A 19123-nucleotide genomic window follows, 5' to 3' on the forward strand; every position below is an offset into this window, starting at 1 on the left:
CCGTGCGCCCACCGTCTGTCCTTTCGTTCGCCGACATCGTTCTGCACGACGTTAGGAACGGGCGCTCGTGTCCGGCTGGGTTCGCGCTGGGAGTTCGCTGTGAGCCCGGGTCAGCGCCTGCTCGCCCGGCGGTAGCCGATGGTCGCGGGCACCGCGAACAGGACGATCGCGCCGATCGACCACACGACGGTGAGGGTGAGCGGGCGGGCGAGCGGTCCGCCGAAGGCGAGCGCGCGCATGGCGTCGACCCCCGCCGACAGGGGTTGGTTGCGCACCACCGGCTGCACCCACTTGGGGAAGGCGGCCAGCGGGACGAAGCCGGTGCTGAAGAACATCATCAGGGATGTGAGGATCGTGATGCCCTCCACCAGCGTCGATTTCGCGGTGAACACGGCGACCGAGGTGACGACGGTGGCGAAGGCCAGGCCGAAGAGCACCGGGACGAACAGGAAGACGATCGCCGCGGCGACGCCCTGGTGGAAGCGGAACCCGAGCACCGAGCCCACCAGCACGACGGCGAGAGTGCAGACGAAGATGCGGCAGCCCTCGGCGAGCACCCGCGAGGCCAGGCCGGAGGCGCGGTGCACGGGCAGTACCCAGAAGCGCGCGAGCAGGCCCGCGTCGCGTTCGCGGCCGAGCAGCACGCCACCCGCCACCGCGCCGGACAGCGCGCCCACCAGGGCGACCATGGGCACCGAGCCGTACAGCGCGCTCTCGCCGGTGAACTTCCGGATCTGCCCGCCGATCACGGTGTTGAGCATGATCAGCAGCAGGCACGGGATGATCAGCGTCTCCAGCAGGGTGACCGGATTGCGTGCCCAGCGCAACAGCAGGCGCTGGGTCTGGATCAGCGTGTGCGCGATCAGCGCAGACACCGACACTTCCGAGCCGGTCCACGACTCGTGCCTGTGATCGGCCAGCAGCGCCATCACGCCCTCCTCGAGCTCAGCCGCAGCGACAGCGGGACGCAGATGATCAGGATGACGAGCGCCCACGCCACCGGCGGCCCCAGCAGCGACAAGCTCACCTGGCCCGCGTTCGGTCCGCGGTCACCGGCGAACGCCCGCAGGCCGATGGCCCACTGCGACACCGGCTGGTTGCGCACGAACGGCTGCACCCATTCCGGGAATTGGTCGGCGGGCGCGATGCCGGTGGACAGCATGCCGAAGATCAACGGCGGCAGTACCAGTGCCTGCGCGGTCGCCTCCGGGTTGCGCGACACGGTGCCGATCACGTCTCCGGCCCAGATCAGCGCGAGCCCGATGAGCATCGAGAACAGCACGAACCCGATCGTGTGCGCGGCGCCGAGGTAGAAGCGGAAGCCGATGACGTGGCCGCAGATCAACGCGGTGATCAACGCGATGACCAAGCGGAAGATGTTGCCGGACAGGCGCGCCGCGACCGGCACCAGCGGGCCGATCGGCATCGCGCCGAAACGCCGGTTGAGCCCGGCGACCGAATCGGTGGCGGCGCGGAAGGCCGCCGAGACGGCGGTGAACGCGGCGGCTTGCAGGATCACCAGCGGCATCATGTACTGCGCGTAACTGCTGAAGCCGGTGCCGATCACGGTCATGATGATCTTCAGCGGAATGTAGAAGCTGGCGGTGAACGTCGCGGGCGCCAGCACCGAGGTGAGCACCTCGCCGCTGCGTACCGAGGGCACGACCAGCCGGCTGGTCAGCACCCACCACTGCTGCGGCCGCAGCGGCGCTGCGCGGGTCTGGCTGAGCCAGGTCGCCGCCGTCACGACACGGCCTCCCGTTGCGCGATCTCCGCCGTCGTCGCCAGATGCCCGGTCAGCTGGAGGAAGACGTCGTCGAGCGAGGGGCGGCGCAGCGCGACGTCCACGAGGTCGACCCCGGCGCTGTCCAGTCGGCGCAGCGCCTCCAGCAGTGTCTTCGCGCCGTCGGGGGCGGGTATGGCGATCCGATCGGAATCCGGACCCAGCGCGTCCCGATTCTCCTGCGGCAGCAGCGGACCCAGGGCCGCGGCGATGGCGGGCAGGTCGCGCAGGTTCAGCGGCACGACCTCGCAGTAGCTGCCGCCGGTGCGCGACTTCAGCTCGTCGGCGGTGCCCTGGGCGATCACCACGCCGTGATCGATGACGATGATCCGGTCGCTGAGCGCGTCGGCTTCCTCCAGGTACTGGGTGGTGAGCAGGGTGGTGATGCCCGCCTTCTTGAAGCCGGAGACCAGATCCCACACGCCTTGCCTGCTGCGCGGATCCAGTCCGGTGGTCGGCTCGTCCAGGAACACCACATCGGGCCGGACGACCAGACCGCAGGCGATGTCGATGCGCCTGCGCATACCGCCGGAGTAGGTGCCCACCCGGCGGCCCGCCGCGCGTTCGAGATCGAACTCGGCCAGCAGTTCGTCCGCGCGGGCGCGGGCGGCCCGCTTGCGCAAGCCCATCAGCCTGCCGAACATCACCAGGTTCTCGTAGCCGCTGAGCATGTCGTCCAGCGCGGCGTACTGCCCGGTAAGCATGATGCTGCGGCGCACCGCCGCGGGATCGTCCACCACGTCGTACCCGGCGACCGTGGCCCGGCCGCGGTCCGGCCGGATCAGTGTCGAGAGGATATTCACCGTGGTGGTCTTGCCCGCGCCGTTCGGTCCGAGGATGCCGAGCACCTCGCCCGGCTCGGCCGCGAAATCGACCCCCCGCAATGCCTTGACCGCGCCGAAGGATTTCTCGATCCCCTCGACGACGACGCCTTGATCGGAATTCATCCTCGGCCTCCCAGATGTGCATCGAGCACGCGCGCGATGACCGGCAGCACCTGCGGCGCCGTCAGTTCGTCGTGGGTGACCTCGATGTCGTGATTGATGATGTCGCCGGTCACGTACGGCCGCCAGCCGTCGGGACCGAAGATGTCGGAGGTGTCGACGGTCGCGCTGAAGTACACGATGTCGCCGTCGTACACGGGTCGGCGGTATCCGGTTCTGGTCCGGGCGGCGGCGTTGTAGGACCCGGCCATCCGCTCCAGCGTGGCGGCGTCGATCAGCGAGACCCCGCCGAGTTTGTCGCGGATCAGCTCGGCCGCCTGTTGCGCGGTCGCGTCCGCGGGCACATCGTGGATGCCGAACACCGCGCCGAAGCTGTTCACGAACGAGCCGGCGGTGAGCCGCTCGATGCTGTCGCCGTCGATGTCGGCGGTGTCGGCGTCCAGCAGCGCGACCACACCGACCTCGGCTCCCGCGGCCTTCAGCCGCACGGCCGCCGCGTGGGCGATCAGGCCGCCGAACGACCAGCCCAGCAGGTGGTACGGCCCTTCGGGTTGCAGCGTCCGGATCTCCCGCACGTAGCGGTCGGCGAACTCCTCGATCGAGTGCGCGGGCGGTTCCTGGCCGCCGAGGTCGGGCGCTTGCAGCCCGTAGATCGGGCGGCCGGGCGCGAGCGCGTCGGCGAATCCCAGGTAGGTCCACGACATTCCGGACGACGGGTGGATGCAGAACAGCGCGGGTTGCTCCCCGCCGAGCCGGATCGGCAGCACCACGTCCAGACCGAGCCCGCCCGCCGCCGGGACGGCCGGCGCCGCCGTGGCCGCCGCTTCCTCCTCGGCGGCGGTGCGTGCCGCCGGGGTCTGGGCGAATCGAGCCGCCGCGCGCAATGCGCCGATCCACAGATCGGCCAGCTCGGCGACGTCGTCCTGATCGAGCAGGGTGGACGGGAAGCCGAAGCTCGCCCGCAGCCGGTCTCCGATGACGACGGCGTTGACGTCGATCGCCGATTGCAGTGGTACGCCGGGATCTTCGGCCACGTGCACGTCGCCGAGTTCGTCGGTCGGCAGCCAGCCCAGCCCCTCGAGCCCGGCCGGGATATCGCCGGTGGAGTATCGGCCGAGATAGTTGAAGCCGACCCGCCCCGGCAGGCGTTCCGGGAGCTGCCGCGCGGTCTCGGCGTTGAGATAGCGCAGCAAGCCGAAGCCGATGCCCTTGTCCGGCACCGCCAGCAGTTGGTGCTTGACGGCGCGGATCGCCGCGCCCAGCGCCGGGCCGCCGGCCAGCGCGTCATCGATGTCGATTCCGGCCAGGTCCAAGCGCACCGGGTAGATGCTGGTGAACCAGCCGATGGTGCGGGAGAGGTCGGCGCCGGGCACCACTTCCTCTTGGCGGCCGTGACCTTCCAGGCGCACCAGCGCCGAGGGGTCACAGGTCCGCCAGCGCACCAGCGCCAGCGCCAAGGTGGCCAGCAGTGCGTCGTTGACGCTGCCCTGGAACAAGCCGGGCAGGGTGGTGAGCAGCGCGTTGGTGACTTCCGCTGACACCTCCCGCTCGACCATGCGCAGTGTGGCGGTCCGGTCCACCGCGGGATCGAGTTCCCGGCCGCCGATCACCGGGTCGGGTGCGGCGAGCACGTCGCGCCAGTAGGCCAGTTCGGCGATCCGCTGCGGTGAGCGCGCCTCGTCGGCCAGCGCGTGGGCCCACCGGCGCATCGAGGTACCGGTATCCGCGAGCACGGGGGTGTTCCCCGCCGACACCTGGGCCCAGGCGGCCACCAGGTCCGGCACCAGGATGCGCCAGGACACGCCGTCGATCGCCAAGTGGTGCGCCAGCACGATCAGCCGGCCCGATCCGGTGCGCGCGCCCGCGTCGCCCACCGGGTCCAGCCAGATGAATTGCAGCACCGTGCCCTCGGCGGGATCGAGCCGGTCGGCGGCGGCGTCCAGCTCGGTCATGGCGAACTCGTGCAGTTCGATCGGGTCGAGGGTGGTGAACTCGATGCGGTGCAGCAGCGCGTCCACGTCGACCGATCCGGGCGGGCCGACCAGCAGGCGCGGCCCGTCCTCGCCGTCGGGCAGCAGCCGGACGCGCAACATGTCGTGCCGGTCCACCGCTGCGGTGAGCACCGCGATGATCTGCGCGCGCTCGATACCCACCGGCAGTTCCAGGACTGCCGTCTGGGCGAAGCGATCGTAGTTCCCGCCGCGCTCCAGCATGTAGTGCGTGATCGGCGGGAGCGGCAGCTCGCCGACACCGCCGCCGGGCAGTTCGTCCAGGGTCACCGCGGTGCCCGCCGCGTCGGCGGCCGCGGCCAATGCCGCCACCGTGCGGTGCTCGAACACCTGCAGCGGGGTGCAGGTGATGCCCTGCTGCTTGGCGCGCGACACCAGCTGGATCGCCAGGATGCTGTCCCCGCCGAGCGCGAAGAACGAATCGTCGGCGCCGACTCGCGCCTCCCCGAGCAGTTCGCCGAAGATCGCGGCCAGCTGCTGTTCGGTCGGCGTTTCCGGCGCGCGGTACGCGGTGCGGTCGGCGAGGAACTCCGGTCCCGGCAGCGCCTTGCGGTCCAGCTTGCCGACCGCGTTGAGCGGGATCTCGTCCAGCACGACGAATGCCGTTGGCAGCATGTAGCCGGGCAGGATGTCGGCGGCGAAGGCGCGCACCTTCGCCACGTCGAGCTCGTATCCGGGTGTGCGGACCAGGTAGGCGGCCAGCGCGGTCGCGCCGGTGGGACCGGGCACGCCGAGCGTCACCGCGAAGTCCACGCCCTCGGCCCGGCCGAGCACCGCGTCGATCTCGCCGAGCTCGATGCGCTGTCCGCGCACCTTGACCTGGAAGTCGGTGCGGCCCAGGTACTCCAGTTCCGGGCCCGCGTCGCCGCGAATCCAGCGCACCAGGTCGCCGGTGCGGTACATCCGTTCACCCGGAGCGCCGAACGGGCCCGCCACGAAGCGGGCGGCGGTCAGGCCCGTCCGCGCGTGGTAGCCGCGTGCCAGCGCCGGTCCGGCGAGATACAGCTCGCCCGCCACGCCGAAGGGGACCGGGCGCAACCGATCGTCGAGAACCAGCACTTCCGCGCCCTGCACCGGCGTGCCGATGGACACCGGGGCGCCCACCTCCAGTGGCGCCGAACCCGTCGCCCAGATGGTCGACTCGGTGGGGCCGTACAGGTTGACCATGCTGCGCCCGGTGGCCCAGCGTTCGACCAGTTCGGCCCCGACCGCCTCGCCTGCCACCGCGAGCACCCGGACGCTGGTCACCTCGGCGGGATCGAGCGTGGCCAGCGCAGACGGGGTGATCACCACGTGGGTGACCTGCTCGGTGTCGATCAGCTCGGCCAGCGCGCTGCCGCCGAACACCTCCGGCGGTGCGACCACCGACGCGCCGCCGGAGCCGAACGCCATGATCGCCTCGAACACCGACGCGTCGAAACTCGGCGACGCCACCTGCAACACCCGGGAGTGTTCGTCCACACCGAGCGAAGCCTGTTGCGCCGCGACGAGATCGGCGATACCGCGATGGGAGACCGAGACGCCTTTCGGCGTGCCGGTGGAGCCGGAGGTGTAGATCATCCATGCCGCGTTGTCCGGCCGGACCGGCGCGGGCAGTTCGCGCTGGCTCAGCGGACGGCTGCTCGCGGCGCTCCAGCGTTCGACGACGGCGAGGTCGTCGAGCACCAGCCACTCCGTGCTGTCGGGCAGCATCGGCCGGAACGCGGCCAGGGTCAGGCCCAGCGCCGCACCGGAGTCGGTGAGCATGTGGTCGATGCGCTCGACCGGGTGCTTCGGATCGACCGGAAGGAACGCCGCGCCCGCCTTCGCCGCGGCCCACATCCCGGTGAGCAGTTCCGCGGAGCGTGGCAGACCCAGCGCGACAACGGTTTCCGGCCCGCCGCCCGATTCGAGCAGGACTCGGGCCAGGCGGTTGGCGTGCGCGTCGATCTCGGCGTAGGTGGTGATGTGCCCGCCGACCACGAGGGCGACGCGATCCGGGTACCGCCGCGCGGTCTCGCTCAGCAGGTCCGGCAGGGTCACGGCCGCGACGGACGCGGGCCCGCGCACGGGCACCAGCGTGGCGAGTTCGGCCTCGTCGAGGATGTCGATATCGGCGATGCGAACGTCCGGCCGGGAAAGCACCGTCGTGAGCACGCGCCGCCACCGGGCGGCGAAGGAGGCCGTCGTCGCCTCGTCGAACAGATCGGTGGCGTAGGTCAGCACGGCGTCGATGCCCGCGGGCCCGCTGTCGGCGAAGCGCTCGCGCAGATCCAGGGTCAGGTCGAACTGGGAGGCGTCGCGCTCGAAGTCCTCCACCTCGAACCGCAGGCCGGGCAGTTCCAGCACCGGTTCGACGAAGTTCTGCAGCGACAGCGAGACCTGGAACAGCGGGTGGTGCGCGGTCGATCGCGCCGGATCCAGCACCTGGACCAGCCGCTCGAACGGCACATCGGCGTTGGCGAAGGCGTCGAGGTCCGCGGACCGCACCGTGTCCAGGAACGTCGCGAAGCCTACTGCCGAATCGACCGGAGTGCGCAGCGCGAGAGTGTTGACGAACATGCCGACGAGCTGGTCGAGCGCCTCCTCGCCGCGTCCGGCGACCGGGGTGCCGATCAGCACGTCGTCGGTGCCGCCGAGGCGCGCGAGCAGGACCGCGAGCGCGGCGTGCACGACCATGAACGGGCTGACGCCGTGCGCGGCGGCGAAATCCACCAGCGCCCGGTGTGTCTCGCCGTCGACGGTGAAGCCGAAGTCGGCGCTGTGCATGGTCTGTACCGCCGGGCGCGGCCGGTCGGCGGGCAGTTCCAGCACATCGGGCGCGCCGGCCAAGGTCTCGCGCCAGAAGCCGATCTGGTGGGCCGCCAGCGAGTCCGGGTCGGTCTCGTCGCCGAGCACCTCGCGATGCCAGAGCGCGAAATCGGCGTATTGCACCGGCAGCGGAACGCGGATGGCGTGGCCGCCGCAGGCCCGCTCGGAGTAGGCCGCGACAAGGTCGGCGGCCAGCGGCGCCATCGACGCGCCGTCCGCGCTGATGTGGTGCACCACCAGCACGACGACGTGCACCGGCGCAGTGGCGGCCGAGATGTCCCCGGGGCCCGCGGTATAGCTCGACGTCACCGGCGCGGTCCCGGCTACGGGCCCGGAGGAGACCGGCGCTTCACCCGTGGCGGGAGCCGACGACACCGGTGCCGCACTCGCGGCGGGCCCGGCGCCCCCGTGGATCCGGAACAGGCCCACCCGCAGCGGCGGCTGGGCGGCGAGGTCGAAGCCGGTTCCCGCCAGCTCGGTGATCCGCCCGCGCAGCGCGTCGCCGTCCTCGGTGTCGACCACCGGCATGGCGGGCACGGCCACGTTCGCACCCACCACCACCTGACGCGGCCCCTCCGCGTCCGCCGGGTACAGCGTGCGCAGGCTCTCGTGCCGGTCGACCACGTCGACGAGCGCGGCGCGCAGCGCCTCGACGTCCAAATCGCCGGTGAGCCGCAGCGCCACCGCGATGTTGTAGGCGGGTGAGGCCGGATCCATCCGGTTGAGCACCCACATGCGCTGCTGCGCGGGGGACAGCGGAACCCGATCCGGCCGGATGCGCGGCGCGAGGGCGAACCGGCCGGGCGCCGCGCCGGTGGCGGGTACCACCCGGGCGGACAGCTGGGCCACGGTCGGCGCGTCGAACAGATCGCGCAGCGCGATCCGCGACCCGAGCGCCGCGTTCACCCGCGCCACCACCTTCGTCGCGCTCAGCGAGTTGCCGCCGAGCTCGAAGAACGACTGGTCGACGCCGACGCGCTCGCGGTCGAGCACCTCGCCGAACACCGCGGCCACCGCCTCCTCGACCGGCGTGCTGGGCGCGAGGTAGGGCCGGTGGCTCTCCGCGAAGTCCGGCACCGGAAGGGCTTTGCGATCGAGTTTGCCGACCGGGGTGAGCGGGATCGAGTCCAGCACGATGAGGTAGCCCGGCACCATGTAGCCGGGCAGCTCGGCGGCCACCTGCGCGCGCAGCCGCTCGACGTCCAGTCGCACGCCCTCGGCGGGCAGTACGTAGGAGACCAGCACGGTGGTTCCGGCCGGGCCGGTGCGCCCGATGGTCACCGCGTACTCGACCTCGTCGTCGTGGGAGAGCACCGCGTCGATCTCGCCCAGCTCGATACGCAGGCCACGGATCTTGACCTGGAAGTCGCTGCGCCCCAGATACTCCAGCTCGTATCCGCCGTCGTCCTCGACCCAGCGCACCATGTCGCCGGTGCGGTACATCCGCTCGCCGGGTTCGCCGAAGGGGTCGGCGACGAACCTGCTCGCGGTCATCTCGAACCGGTTGAAGTAGCCACGCGCCAGCGCCGGGCCCGCCAGGTACAGCTCACCGGGCACCCCCACCGGCACCGGCCGCAGCCACGCGTCCAGCACCACGGTGGCGGCGCCGCGGATGGGTCCGCCGATCGTGATCGGCTCGCCGGTGCGGAGTTCGCCGGGCCCGGTGGCCCAGATGCTGAATTCGGTGGGGCCGTACAGGTTCACCATGCGCCTGCCCGGTGACCACCGCTCGATCAGCTCCGGCGTCGCCGCCTCGCCCGCGACCGCGAGCACGCGCAGGTGCTCCAGGCCGGTGGGTTCCATGGTGGCCAGCGCCGAGGGCGTGATCACCGCGTGGGTGACGCGCTGGGCGCGCAGCAGGGTTTCCAGTTCCGTCCCGCCGTAGACGTCCGGCGGCGACACCACCAGCCTGCCGCCCGCGCCGTGGGCGATGAGCAGCTCGAACACCGAGGCGTCGAAGCTGGGTGAGGCCACCTGGAGCACGCTGGCGGTGGGCTCGAGCCCGAGCGTCTCCCGCTGCGCGGCGACGAGATTCGCGATGCCGCGGTGGCTGAGCAGCACGGCCTTCGGCTTGCCGGTGGAGCCGGAGGTGTAGATCAGGTACGCCGTCTGGTCCAGATCGATCGGCCCGCCGCGCTCCTCGTCGGTGATCGGCGCCTCGGAGACCGTCATCACCCGGCGGATGGTGTTGAGGTCGTCGAGCAGCAGCCAGTCGATCGTGCCGGGCAGCGTCTCGCCGGTGGCGGTGACCGTCACGCCGATCGGGGCCTTGGAGTCGCTGAGCATGTGCTCGATCCGTTCCACCGGGTAGTTCGGGTCCAGCGGCGCGAAGGCCGCGCCGGTCTTGGCCAGCGCCCACACGGCGATCACCGATTCCAGCGAGCGCGTCAGCGCCAGCACGACGAACACCTCGCGCCCGACCCCGCGGCGCAGCAGCACCCGGGCGTAGCGGTTGGACCACGCGTCGAGCTCGCCGTAGGACATGGTGAGTTCACCGGCGGTGATCGCGATCGCGTCCGGATCGATGCTCGCGCCCGCGCTGAGCAGCTCGGGCAGGGTGGCCTGCGGCACCGACTCCGGGCCGCGCACCGGCACCAGCGCGGCGCGCTCGGCGTCGTCGCAGTACTGCAGTTGGGAGACCAGCGCGCGCGGGTTGTCCCCGAGCTGGGTCAGCAGCCGGACGAAGCGATCCAGCAGCGGACGCGCCTGCTGCTCCGGAAGCTGGCCGGCCATGTACTTCAGCGTGATCCGCAGCGAGTCGCGGCCGTCGTCGCCGCGCAGCGGGATCACCATCAGATTCAGCGGATACGGCGTCGCGTCGGTGCCCTCCACGTCGAGCACCCGCATGCCCGCGATGTCCAGCGCCTGCGACAGCGCTTCGCGATCGATGGGGTAGGACTCGAACACCGTGAGTGTGTCGAACAATTCGGCCAAGCCCACCGCCTGATGGATGGCGGCCAGTCCGACGTGCTGATGATCCATCAGGCGCGCCTGCTCGGACTGTACGCGGGCGAGCAGGTCGGCCACCTTCTCGGCCGGATCGAGCCGCACCCGTACCGGCAGCGTGTTGATGAACAGGCCGACCATCTCCTCGACCCCGCCCAGTTCCGGCGGACGCCCCGAGACGGTGCCGCCGAACACCACGTCGGTGCGGCCGGTGAGCATCGCCAGCAGCATCGCCCACGCGGCCTGCACCAGGGTGTTCACCGTCGCGCCCGCCTCCCGGCCCGCGGTCTCCAGCCGGGCCACGGTGTCGCGGGACAGGTCGACGGAGAGCATTCCGGTTTCGGTCGATTCGATCCCGGCGAGGGTGGGCACCGCGCGGGTCGGCGTGTCGATGCCGGCCAGCGAATCGGTCCACGCCGCGAGGGATTCGGCGTCGTCCCTGGTCGCCAGCCAGGTCAGGAACTCGCGGTAGGAGTGCGCGGGCGGCAGGGCCGCGGCGTCACCGTCGGTGACGTAGAGGGTGAGCAGTTCGCGCACGAGCAGCGGCGTCGACCACCCGTCCAGCACCAAGTGGTGGTTGGTGAGCACGAAACGGTAGGTGTCGGGGGCGATCCGGATGAGCGTGCAGCGCAGCAGCGGGGGACGGGTGAGTTCGAACCGGGTGCGGGCATCCAGTGCGACCAACCGGTCGAGTTCCCCGGCGCGTTCCTCCGCGTCGGTGATACCGGTGAGATCCGCTTCCCGCCAGTCGATCTCGGCGTCGGCCAAGACGAGCTGACGGGGGCCGTCCTCGGTCTCGGCGAAGGCGACGCGCAGGTTCTCGTGCCGGGTCACCAAAGCCTGTGCGGCGCGGCGCAACCGGGCCGCGTCGACGGTGCCCGCCAGGGTGAGCAGCGACTGCACCGTGTAGCCGTCGGCGGTGTCGGAGTCGTACAACGCGTGGAACAGCAGCCCGTACTGCAACGGCGAGAGCGGCCACACGTCGACGAGGTCGGGGTAGTCGCGCTCCCAGGTGTCGATCTGCGCCTGGGTGACGGCGATCAGGTCGAAATCCGACGGCGTGCGTCCGCCCGCGTTCGCGGATCCGGCGTGCCCGGCCAGCGCGCCGAGCGCCTGCCCCCACAGCGCGGCGAGTTCGCCGAGATCCGCCTCGTCGAAAAGTCGTCCGGCGTAGGCCCAGGTCACCTCGAGGCCCGCGTCGGTGAGCACGGCGTTGATGTCCACCGCGGCGGCCAGCGGCGCGCCGTCGTCCTGGGTGGCGGCGAACCGGCGCGGCAGCCACGGTTCCGCCTCCCCGCCGGTGGACGCGCGGCCCAGGTAGTTGAAGCTGATCTGCGGGGTGGGCGCGTCCGCGAGCGCCGCCGCCGTCTCCGGGACCAGGTAACGCACCATGCCGTACCCGATGCCCTTGTCCGGCAGGGTGCGCAGCTGTTCCTTGGTCGCCTTGATCGCGGCGCCCGCCGCGGCCCCGCCTGCGAACGCATCCGCCACATCGATGCCGGTCAGGTCGACCGCGGCGGGGTAGACGCTGGTGAACCAGCCCACCGTGCGCGCGACATCGGCGCCCGGCACAACGGTCTCCGAGCGGCCGTGACCCTCCAGTGTGAACAGCGTGGAGGTACGTCCGCGCCACCGCGCGAGCGCCAGCGCGAGTCCGGCCAGCAGCACGTCGTCGGCGCCGCAGTGGAACCGGTCGGGCGCGGTGCTGAGCACCGTGTGCGCGACATCCGGCGGCACGACGGTGGACAGATGCGCCATGGTGCCCACCACATCGAGGGCCGGGTCCATCGGCGCCGACCCGAGCGCGGGGTCGGGGGTGGCCAGAACGCGTTGCCACAGCGGCAATTCGCCCGCGCGGGTTACCGCGTGCTCGCGTTGCCCGTGCGCCCAGCGCCGGAAGGAGGTGCCGACCGGCGCGAGTTCGCCGCCCAGCGCGGCGGTGGCCAGATCCGGCAGCAGGATGCGCCAGGAGACGCCGTCGGTGACCAGATGATGTAGCACCAGCCACAGCAGCGGCGCCGCGCCCGCGCGGTCGATCCACACGAAACGCGCGACCACGCCCGCCTCCGGGTCGAGGTGGTCGGCGGCGCGCTGCAACGCATGCTCGCAGGTTGCCTCGGCATCCGCGCCCACGCTCTCGACCTCCAGCAGGGCGCCCGCGTTCACCGCACCGGCTTCGGCGACCACCCAGCTCCACCCGTCACCGGTGCGGCGCAATGTCGAACGCAACAGGTCGTGCCGGTCGAGCAGTGCTTGGAGCGCCGTGACGAGACCGGCGTGCTCGGTGCCCGGAGGCAGCTCGATCAGTACCGCCTGGGCGAAGCGCCGCCAGGTGTCACCGGCCTCGAGCATCGCGTGCACGATCGGCGTGAGCTCCACCTCGCCCACCCCGCCGCCGGGCAGTTCGTGCACCACCGCGCTCGGGACTTCGGTGGCCACCGCGGCCAGCGCCGCGACGGTCTTGCGTTCGAAGACATCCCGCGCGCCGAATCCGAGTCCGGCCGCCTTCGCCCGCGACACCAGCTGGATCGAGACGATGCTGTCGCCGCCCAGCGCGAAGAAGCTCTCGTCGACACCCACCGATTCCAGGCCGAGCACCTCCGCGAACAGCGCGGCGAGCGTCTCCTCCCTCGGCGTGGACGGCGGCCTGTTCGTCGTCGTGCGCGCGCCGAATTCCGGTGCGGGCAGCGCCTTGCGGTCCACCTTGCCCAGCGGTGTGAGCGGCAGTTCGTCGAGCACCATGACCACGGCGGGAACCATGTAGGCCGGAAGAGATTCCCCGGCGGCGGCTTTCAGCGCCTCGGGATGCAGCTGCGCTCCCGGCTTCGGCAGCACATACGACACCAGCGCGGTGGCGCCCGAACCGGTTTCGACGCCGAGGGTGAGCGCGAAGTCGACGTCCGGATGCCGCTGCAGGGCGGCGTCGATCTCGCCGAGTTCGATGCGGAACCCGCGCACCTTGACTTGGAAGTCGCTGCGTCCCTGATACTCCAGTTCGACGCGCCCGTCGTTGTACACCCAGCGCACGAGGTCGCCGGTGCGGTACATGCGCTCACCGATCGCGTACGGATTCGCGACGAAACGATCGGCGGTCAGCCCGTTGCGCCGGTGGTAGCCGCGGGCCACACGGGGTCCGGCGAGGTAGAGCTCACCGGTGGTGCCCGGCGGCAGTGGACGCAGCCACGGGTCGAGGACCACGGCCGCTACGCCGCCGGCCAGACCGCCGATGGTGACCGGGCCGTCCGGCGTCAGCGGGGCGCTGAGCGTCACGGTGATGGTGGTCTCGGTGGGGCCGTAGCCGTTCAGCAGGGTCCGGCCCGACCACTTCGTGACGAGTTCGGGCGGGCAGGCGTCACCACCGACGATCACGGTGCGCAGGTCGGGCAGGGTCGCCGGATCGAGCGATCCCACGACGGCCGGGGTCACGTTGAGGTGGGTGACGCGGTGGGCGCGCAGCACCCGGGCCAGCTCCTCGCCCGCGTACGCCGCGGGCGGCACGACGGCCAGCGTCGCGCCCGCGGCGAGCGTGACCAGGATTTCCTCGACCGAGATGTCGAAACTCGGCGATACGGCATGGGCGACAACGGAACTCGCGTCGACACCGAATCCGGCGCCGGAACTCGCCACCAGGTCGGCCAGCCCTCGGTGCGGCACGGCCACGCCTTTGGGGAGCCCCGTGGAGCCGGAGGTGTAGATGATGTAGGCGACCTGGTCCGGCCGCACCGCGGTGAGCCGCTCGGCGTCGGTCAACGGCGCCGCGTCCCGCTCGGCCACTTTCCGCTCGGTGTTCTCCTCATCGAGGACCAGCCAGGACACCCTGCCCGGCAACGCCTTTCGGGCGGACGAGATCGTGATGCCCGCGACGACGCCGCTGTCGCCGACCATGTGCTCGATCCGGTCGGACGGATAGGTCGGATCGATCGGCACGAAGGCCGCGCCGGTCTTGACCACCGCGATCGTCGCCAGGACCGACCGGAGGGACCGTGGGATCGAGATCGCCACCGTGCGCTCGGGGCCGGCGCCCGCGGCGATCAGCACCCGGGCCAGCCGGTTGGTGTAGTCGTCCACCTGCCGGTAGGTCAGCGCGGTCTCGTCTTCCACGAGCGCGGTCGCCAGCGGGTCACGGGCCGCGCCCTCGGCGAGGATGCCCGGCAGCGTCCGTGCCGTCTCGCCGAGCGGCCCGCGAGCGGGAGCGAAGTCGGCGCGTTCGTCGTCCGACAGCACCGACACCCCGGCCAGCGGCGCGTCCGGCCCCGCGGCGAGGAAGCGGTGCAGGAACGACAGGAAACGGCGATGCTGCCCGGTCAGCTCGGCGTCGGAGTAGAGGTTGCCGTTGGCCTGGAAGTCGATGTGCGTGCTCTCGCCGCCGACGCCCGGATACAGGTTGACGAACAGGTCGTCGATCAACCCGGAGGTCAGCACGTGCAGCCGTCCGGTGACCGGGCCGAGCTGGATCCTGGTGTCGACCATCATCAGGTTCACCGTGGGGCCGAACGATCCGGCCTCGTCCATCGGCCAGCCCAGATCCCGGAAGATGTCCTCCTGCCGGTAGCGCTGGCGTCGCAGCGCCCCGGTCAGCTCACCCTGGGCCGCCCGGATGACGTCGCCGATCGTGGTGGCCGGCGTCATCCGCAGCCGCAGGGGGACGACATTGGCGATCATGCCGCCGGAACGCCGCAGCGTCGCGGTGGTGCGCGCGGAGACCGGCAGGCTCAGCACGACCTCCGGCGAGCCGGTCATCGCGGACAGATACGCGCCGAACGCGGCGACCACGGTCGGCGCGACACCGGAGGAGAGCTGCTCGGCGACGGCGTCCAGCAGTCGCGCGGTATCGGCTGGCAGCGCGCCCGCGACCCGGCTCGGATGCCCGTTCACGCCCGCGGTGCGGCCGGCCAGGCTCACCGGATCGGCCATCCCGTCCAGGTGCGCGAGCCAGTGCTCCCGGTCCGTGCCGAACCGCTCCGAGCTGCGGTAGGCCAGATCGGCCTCGACGATCTTGCGCAGGTCCTCGGCCTTCGCCGGTGGCGCTTCGCGGCCCTCGACGGCGGCGTTGTACAGCGCGCCGGTGCGCTGCACCATGGTCAGCGCGCCCATGCCGTCGAGCACGATGTGGTGGATGCGCGAGTACCAGAACCAGCGCTGCGCGCCGACGCGCAACATCGCGATCCGCACCAGCCGGTCGCGGGTCAACTCCAGCGGTGCCTCGTACTCCGCGCGCATCCACGCGCGCGCGGCCGCCTCCGGATCGGGCTCGGAGCGGAAGTCGAGCGTTTCCAGGCTGTCGTCGAGGGTGGTGTCGACGAACTGGAACGGATGCCCCTCCACTTCGATCAGGCGGAGGTAGCCGGTGCCGAACTCGCGCCCGGCCTGCCGCGCCGAGCGCGCGAGCAGGTCGAGATCGATCGGTCCGTTCAGTTCGACGTACTGGGCGATGGAGATCGGAGTGTCACCGGCGACGTGCTGGGCGAACCAGATGCCGCGCTGGGCCGCCGACAGGGCGAAGGCCCCGGCGGGAAGCGCTGTGTCCGAATCTTTCACCGAAAGGGAAGGCTGTTGCATGACGTGTCCTACGTTCTGACCGTGGTCGGGCTACCCGGCGAGGACCGCCCGCAGCCACCGCGGTAGCGGTAGTACCTGCCGCCGCACAGCACGCGGCACCTCAATTCTGGACCGGCGTGGTCGGCGCTGCGGGGGTATTGCGCACACTGCGCGACCCGAACATCGCTGTTCGGGTCGCGTTCGGAGGGGTATGCCCGCTCAGGCGGCGGTCGGCAGAAGATCCAGGTCGGCCGCGCGCAGCGGCGCGGCGGAACTGGTCAGGTAGCGCTGCAGGGTGGAGCGCTCGTCCAGCACCAGCCAGGTGATCCGGTCCGCGTGCTCGGGCTGCTGATCCTTGGTGGTGATGCCCACCGGGGTGCCGAGCGCGTAGGAGCCGTCATCGGTGACCGGGACGGTGATGGCGCCGATCTTGGTGGCGGCCCGCTCGGCCACCACGGCCTCGATCGGCTGGTCGATCGCCACCGCGATACGGGTGCCCGGCCCCGCGCCGATGCGCAGCAGCAACCGGGCCAGGCGGTTGGACCAGCGATCGAGCTCGGCGTAGGTGAGGTCGCAATCGGGGGTGGACACCACGACCGCCTGCGGGTCGACCTCGGCGACGGGCTGCGCGATCGGCAGGGCGTACAGGTTGTCGGCGAGCGAATCGGTCAGCGTGTGCATGTCGTGTCCTCGAGAGTCGATTGAGAGGTTCTTGGCGTACCTCTGAATCTCGTCCTCGAAAGGGCTTTCCGACAGCAACCCCAGCGCTGGTCCGCGCACTCCCAGGGTGGGGGAAACCGCACCCAAGGGGGTGGTGGCGGTCAGTCGGTCACGTAGCCGTTCAGCGTGTTGCGCAGATCGGTGAGCAGGGCGCGGGCGGCGGTGAGGCCGTCGCCGTGCCAGACGCTGTCCTCCACGGCGAACACCCGGCGATCGGTGGCGGCGCCGAGTTCCTTCCACTCGTCGGTACGCAGTACGGCTTCGGCGTGCTTCTTGCCCTCCGGGCCCGCGAGGATCACGTAGATCAGGTCGCCATCCACCTTCGTGGCGAACGCGTCTTCGTGCACGTCGAACGAAGCGCCGCGCTGAGCCGCGGGACGCTGCACGCCCGCGTCGGCGAGCACCTGGCCGGAGAAGCTGTCGCCGCCCTGCACCCGCTCGGCGTCGGCGGTGAACCTGACCACCGACGCCTGGGTCTGGCCCGCCGCCAGCGCCACACCGGTGTCGCGCGCCTCGGTGCGGTAGTTCTGCAACGCGGTCTCCGCCGCGCCGCGACGACCCAAACCGGCCGCGAACGCCGCGAATTCGGCCTGCCAACTGTCGTTCGATCCGACCAGCACCGTCGGGGCGATGGCCTGTAGCGCCGCGAAACTCGCCGACTGCGTGGGGATCTCGCCCAGAATCAGGTCGGGGTGCAGGCTTGCGATCCGCGCCGGGTCCGGCTGCGCGGCGGTGCCGACGGCGGGGATCTTCAGCACGCCGGTGCCGAGGTAGTCCGGCTGCGAATGGGGCCCGTCCATCGTCACCGTGCCCACGACTCGCTCCCACAGACCGAGTGCGCAGACCGCGTCCAGCGCGGAAGTGCTGAGCACGACGACGCGCTGCGGGTCGGCGGGCACCTCGGAGACGCCCGCCGCATGGGTGACGCTGCGGGTTGCCTCGCCCGCCGGATCCGGCGCGCTCGGCAGCGCGCATGCCCGGGTGGTGTCGCGCTCGAGTCCCACCACGCCCGCGCCCGCGATATTGGTGGTGGTGCGCACGATGGACGCGGCGTCGTCGGTGGTGCCGCCGCACCCGGCCACGAGGAGCGCGGCGCACCCTGCCACGACCGCCCGGAACCGGTGACCGCCCGCGCTGCTGCGGGACCGGACCGCGCGAATTCGGCCGCGTACATGCAAAACGTCGCTCACCGGCATGCGAGTGAGGGTACATGTCGGCGCCGGTCGTCCCATGGGTGAGGTCGGAGCCGTGAACGTCCGCGCACCGGGGTTCGGCGTGCGCCGGAGTTGGACCGTCCACGGCTCGAAATCGAAGGAATTCAGGCTCGATTGCCGCCGATGCTGAAGCGGGCGCCGGTGGCGTCGGTGACCGCGGACATGCGGCCGTAGGGGGTGTTCTCGGGCGGGGAGAGCACCGAGCCGCCGAGTTCGACGACGCGTTCGACGGACTTGTCCACGTCGTCGGCGCCGAAGTAGACCGTCCACCCGGCGGGGGCGCCCTCGGGCAGGAAGGCCGAGGCGTCCATGACGCCGCCCAGCATCGGGCTCTCGGCGTGGATCGTGGAGTAACGGAATTCCGGAGCGTCGGAGATGGTGAAGACGTCCGACCAGCCGAAGACTTCCCGGTAGAACGCCAGCGAGGCGTCGTAGGCGCGGGTGTGCAGCTCGAACCAGGACGGCGCGCCCGCGTGGTCGCGCCACTGGCCGCCCGACACCAGACCCATGGTCTCGAACCCGGGGAACGTCCCGGCCTGCCAGATGCCGACGCCCGCGCCTCCGACGTCGCCGAGCACGGCCATCGTGCCCAGTTCGCCGACCGCCATCGGCGGCACCACCAGCGACGCCCCCGCCGCGCTCGCCGCATCGGCGGTGGCCTGCGCGTCGGGACGGGCCAGATACACCGTCCACTGCTCCGGGCTGTCGGTGTCGCCGGGCATCCTGGCCATCGCGCCCGCCACCGCGCGCCCGTCCTTGCGGAAGGTGACGTACCCGCCGAACTCCTCGCCCGCGCTCTCGGCGGTCCAGTCGAACAGGTCGCGGTAGAACGCGATACTGCGATCGAGGTCGGAGGTGTACAGATCCACCCAGCAGGGATCGCCGGGCTTGCGGCCATTCGGTGTCGTCATCGCTGATCTCCTGGTCGAGAGGGAAGTCGTGTCACCGATACAGACGGCTGTCGCCCACGGAACTCATCGGTGACATCGAAGGTCCCGGCCCACCGCGTACGCTGTGCATGAGTAAGCGGCGGCCGCTCGAACGCGGCCACGAGAGCGCCGCGAACAGACCGCGCCGCGGGCGCCGCCAAACAAATACGACAGAGAGTAGGACCCGTTCGGTCGGCCCGGGAGGCGCGGGTTTACGATTCGAGGAGCGCAAGCGAACTGTCGTCTGTCC

General features: G+C 71.3%; 7 protein-coding genes. All 7 read right to left on the bottom strand.

The genetic code is table 11. The features are described from left to right. Positions 1–110: 110 nt before the first annotated feature. Positions 111–929, bottom strand: coding sequence for an ABC transporter permease (locus ABZ803_RS05785; RefSeq protein WP_357033444.1), 819 nt, complete (start codon positions 927–929; stop codon positions 111–113). Further along, positions 929–1747: an antibiotic transporter gene (locus ABZ803_RS05790; RefSeq protein ID WP_357033447.1), complete on the bottom strand. Its 819-nt coding sequence runs from the start codon at positions 1745–1747 to the stop codon at positions 929–931. The genes ABZ803_RS05785 and ABZ803_RS05790 overlap by 1 nt, the downstream gene beginning before the upstream one ends. Next, a complete protein-coding gene (locus tag ABZ803_RS05795; protein ID WP_357033450.1) occupies positions 1744–2730 on the bottom strand; it encodes an ATP-binding cassette domain-containing protein in 987 nt (328 codons plus the stop codon). Before ABZ803_RS05795 ends, ABZ803_RS05790 begins: the two co-directional genes overlap by 4 nt. Next, on the bottom strand, positions 2727–16031 hold the full coding sequence (locus ABZ803_RS05800) for an amino acid adenylation domain-containing protein (protein WP_357033453.1): 13305 nt from the start codon (positions 16029–16031) through the stop codon (positions 2727–2729). Before ABZ803_RS05800 ends, ABZ803_RS05795 begins: the two co-directional genes overlap by 4 nt. 198 nt (positions 16032–16229) lie before the next feature. Further along, positions 16230–16691 (bottom strand): AMP-binding protein, encoded by a 462-nt coding sequence (locus ABZ803_RS05805; RefSeq protein ID WP_357033455.1) that lies wholly within the window; start codon positions 16689–16691, stop codon positions 16230–16232. A gap of 140 nt (positions 16692–16831) precedes the next feature. Further along, positions 16832–17836, bottom strand: a complete 1005-nt coding sequence (locus tag ABZ803_RS05810) for an ABC transporter substrate-binding protein (RefSeq protein ID WP_357034305.1) — start codon at positions 17834–17836, stop codon at positions 16832–16834. Positions 17837–18048: 212 nt separating this feature from the next. Next, a complete protein-coding gene (locus tag ABZ803_RS05815; protein WP_357033460.1) occupies positions 18049–18855 on the bottom strand; it encodes a VOC family protein in 807 nt (268 codons plus the stop codon). Positions 18856–19123 lie beyond the last annotated feature (268 nt).

The organism is Nocardia sp. NPDC047648, assembly GCF_040642815.1.
Taxonomy (GTDB): domain Bacteria; phylum Actinomycetota; class Actinomycetes; order Mycobacteriales; family Mycobacteriaceae; genus Nocardia; species Nocardia gamkensis.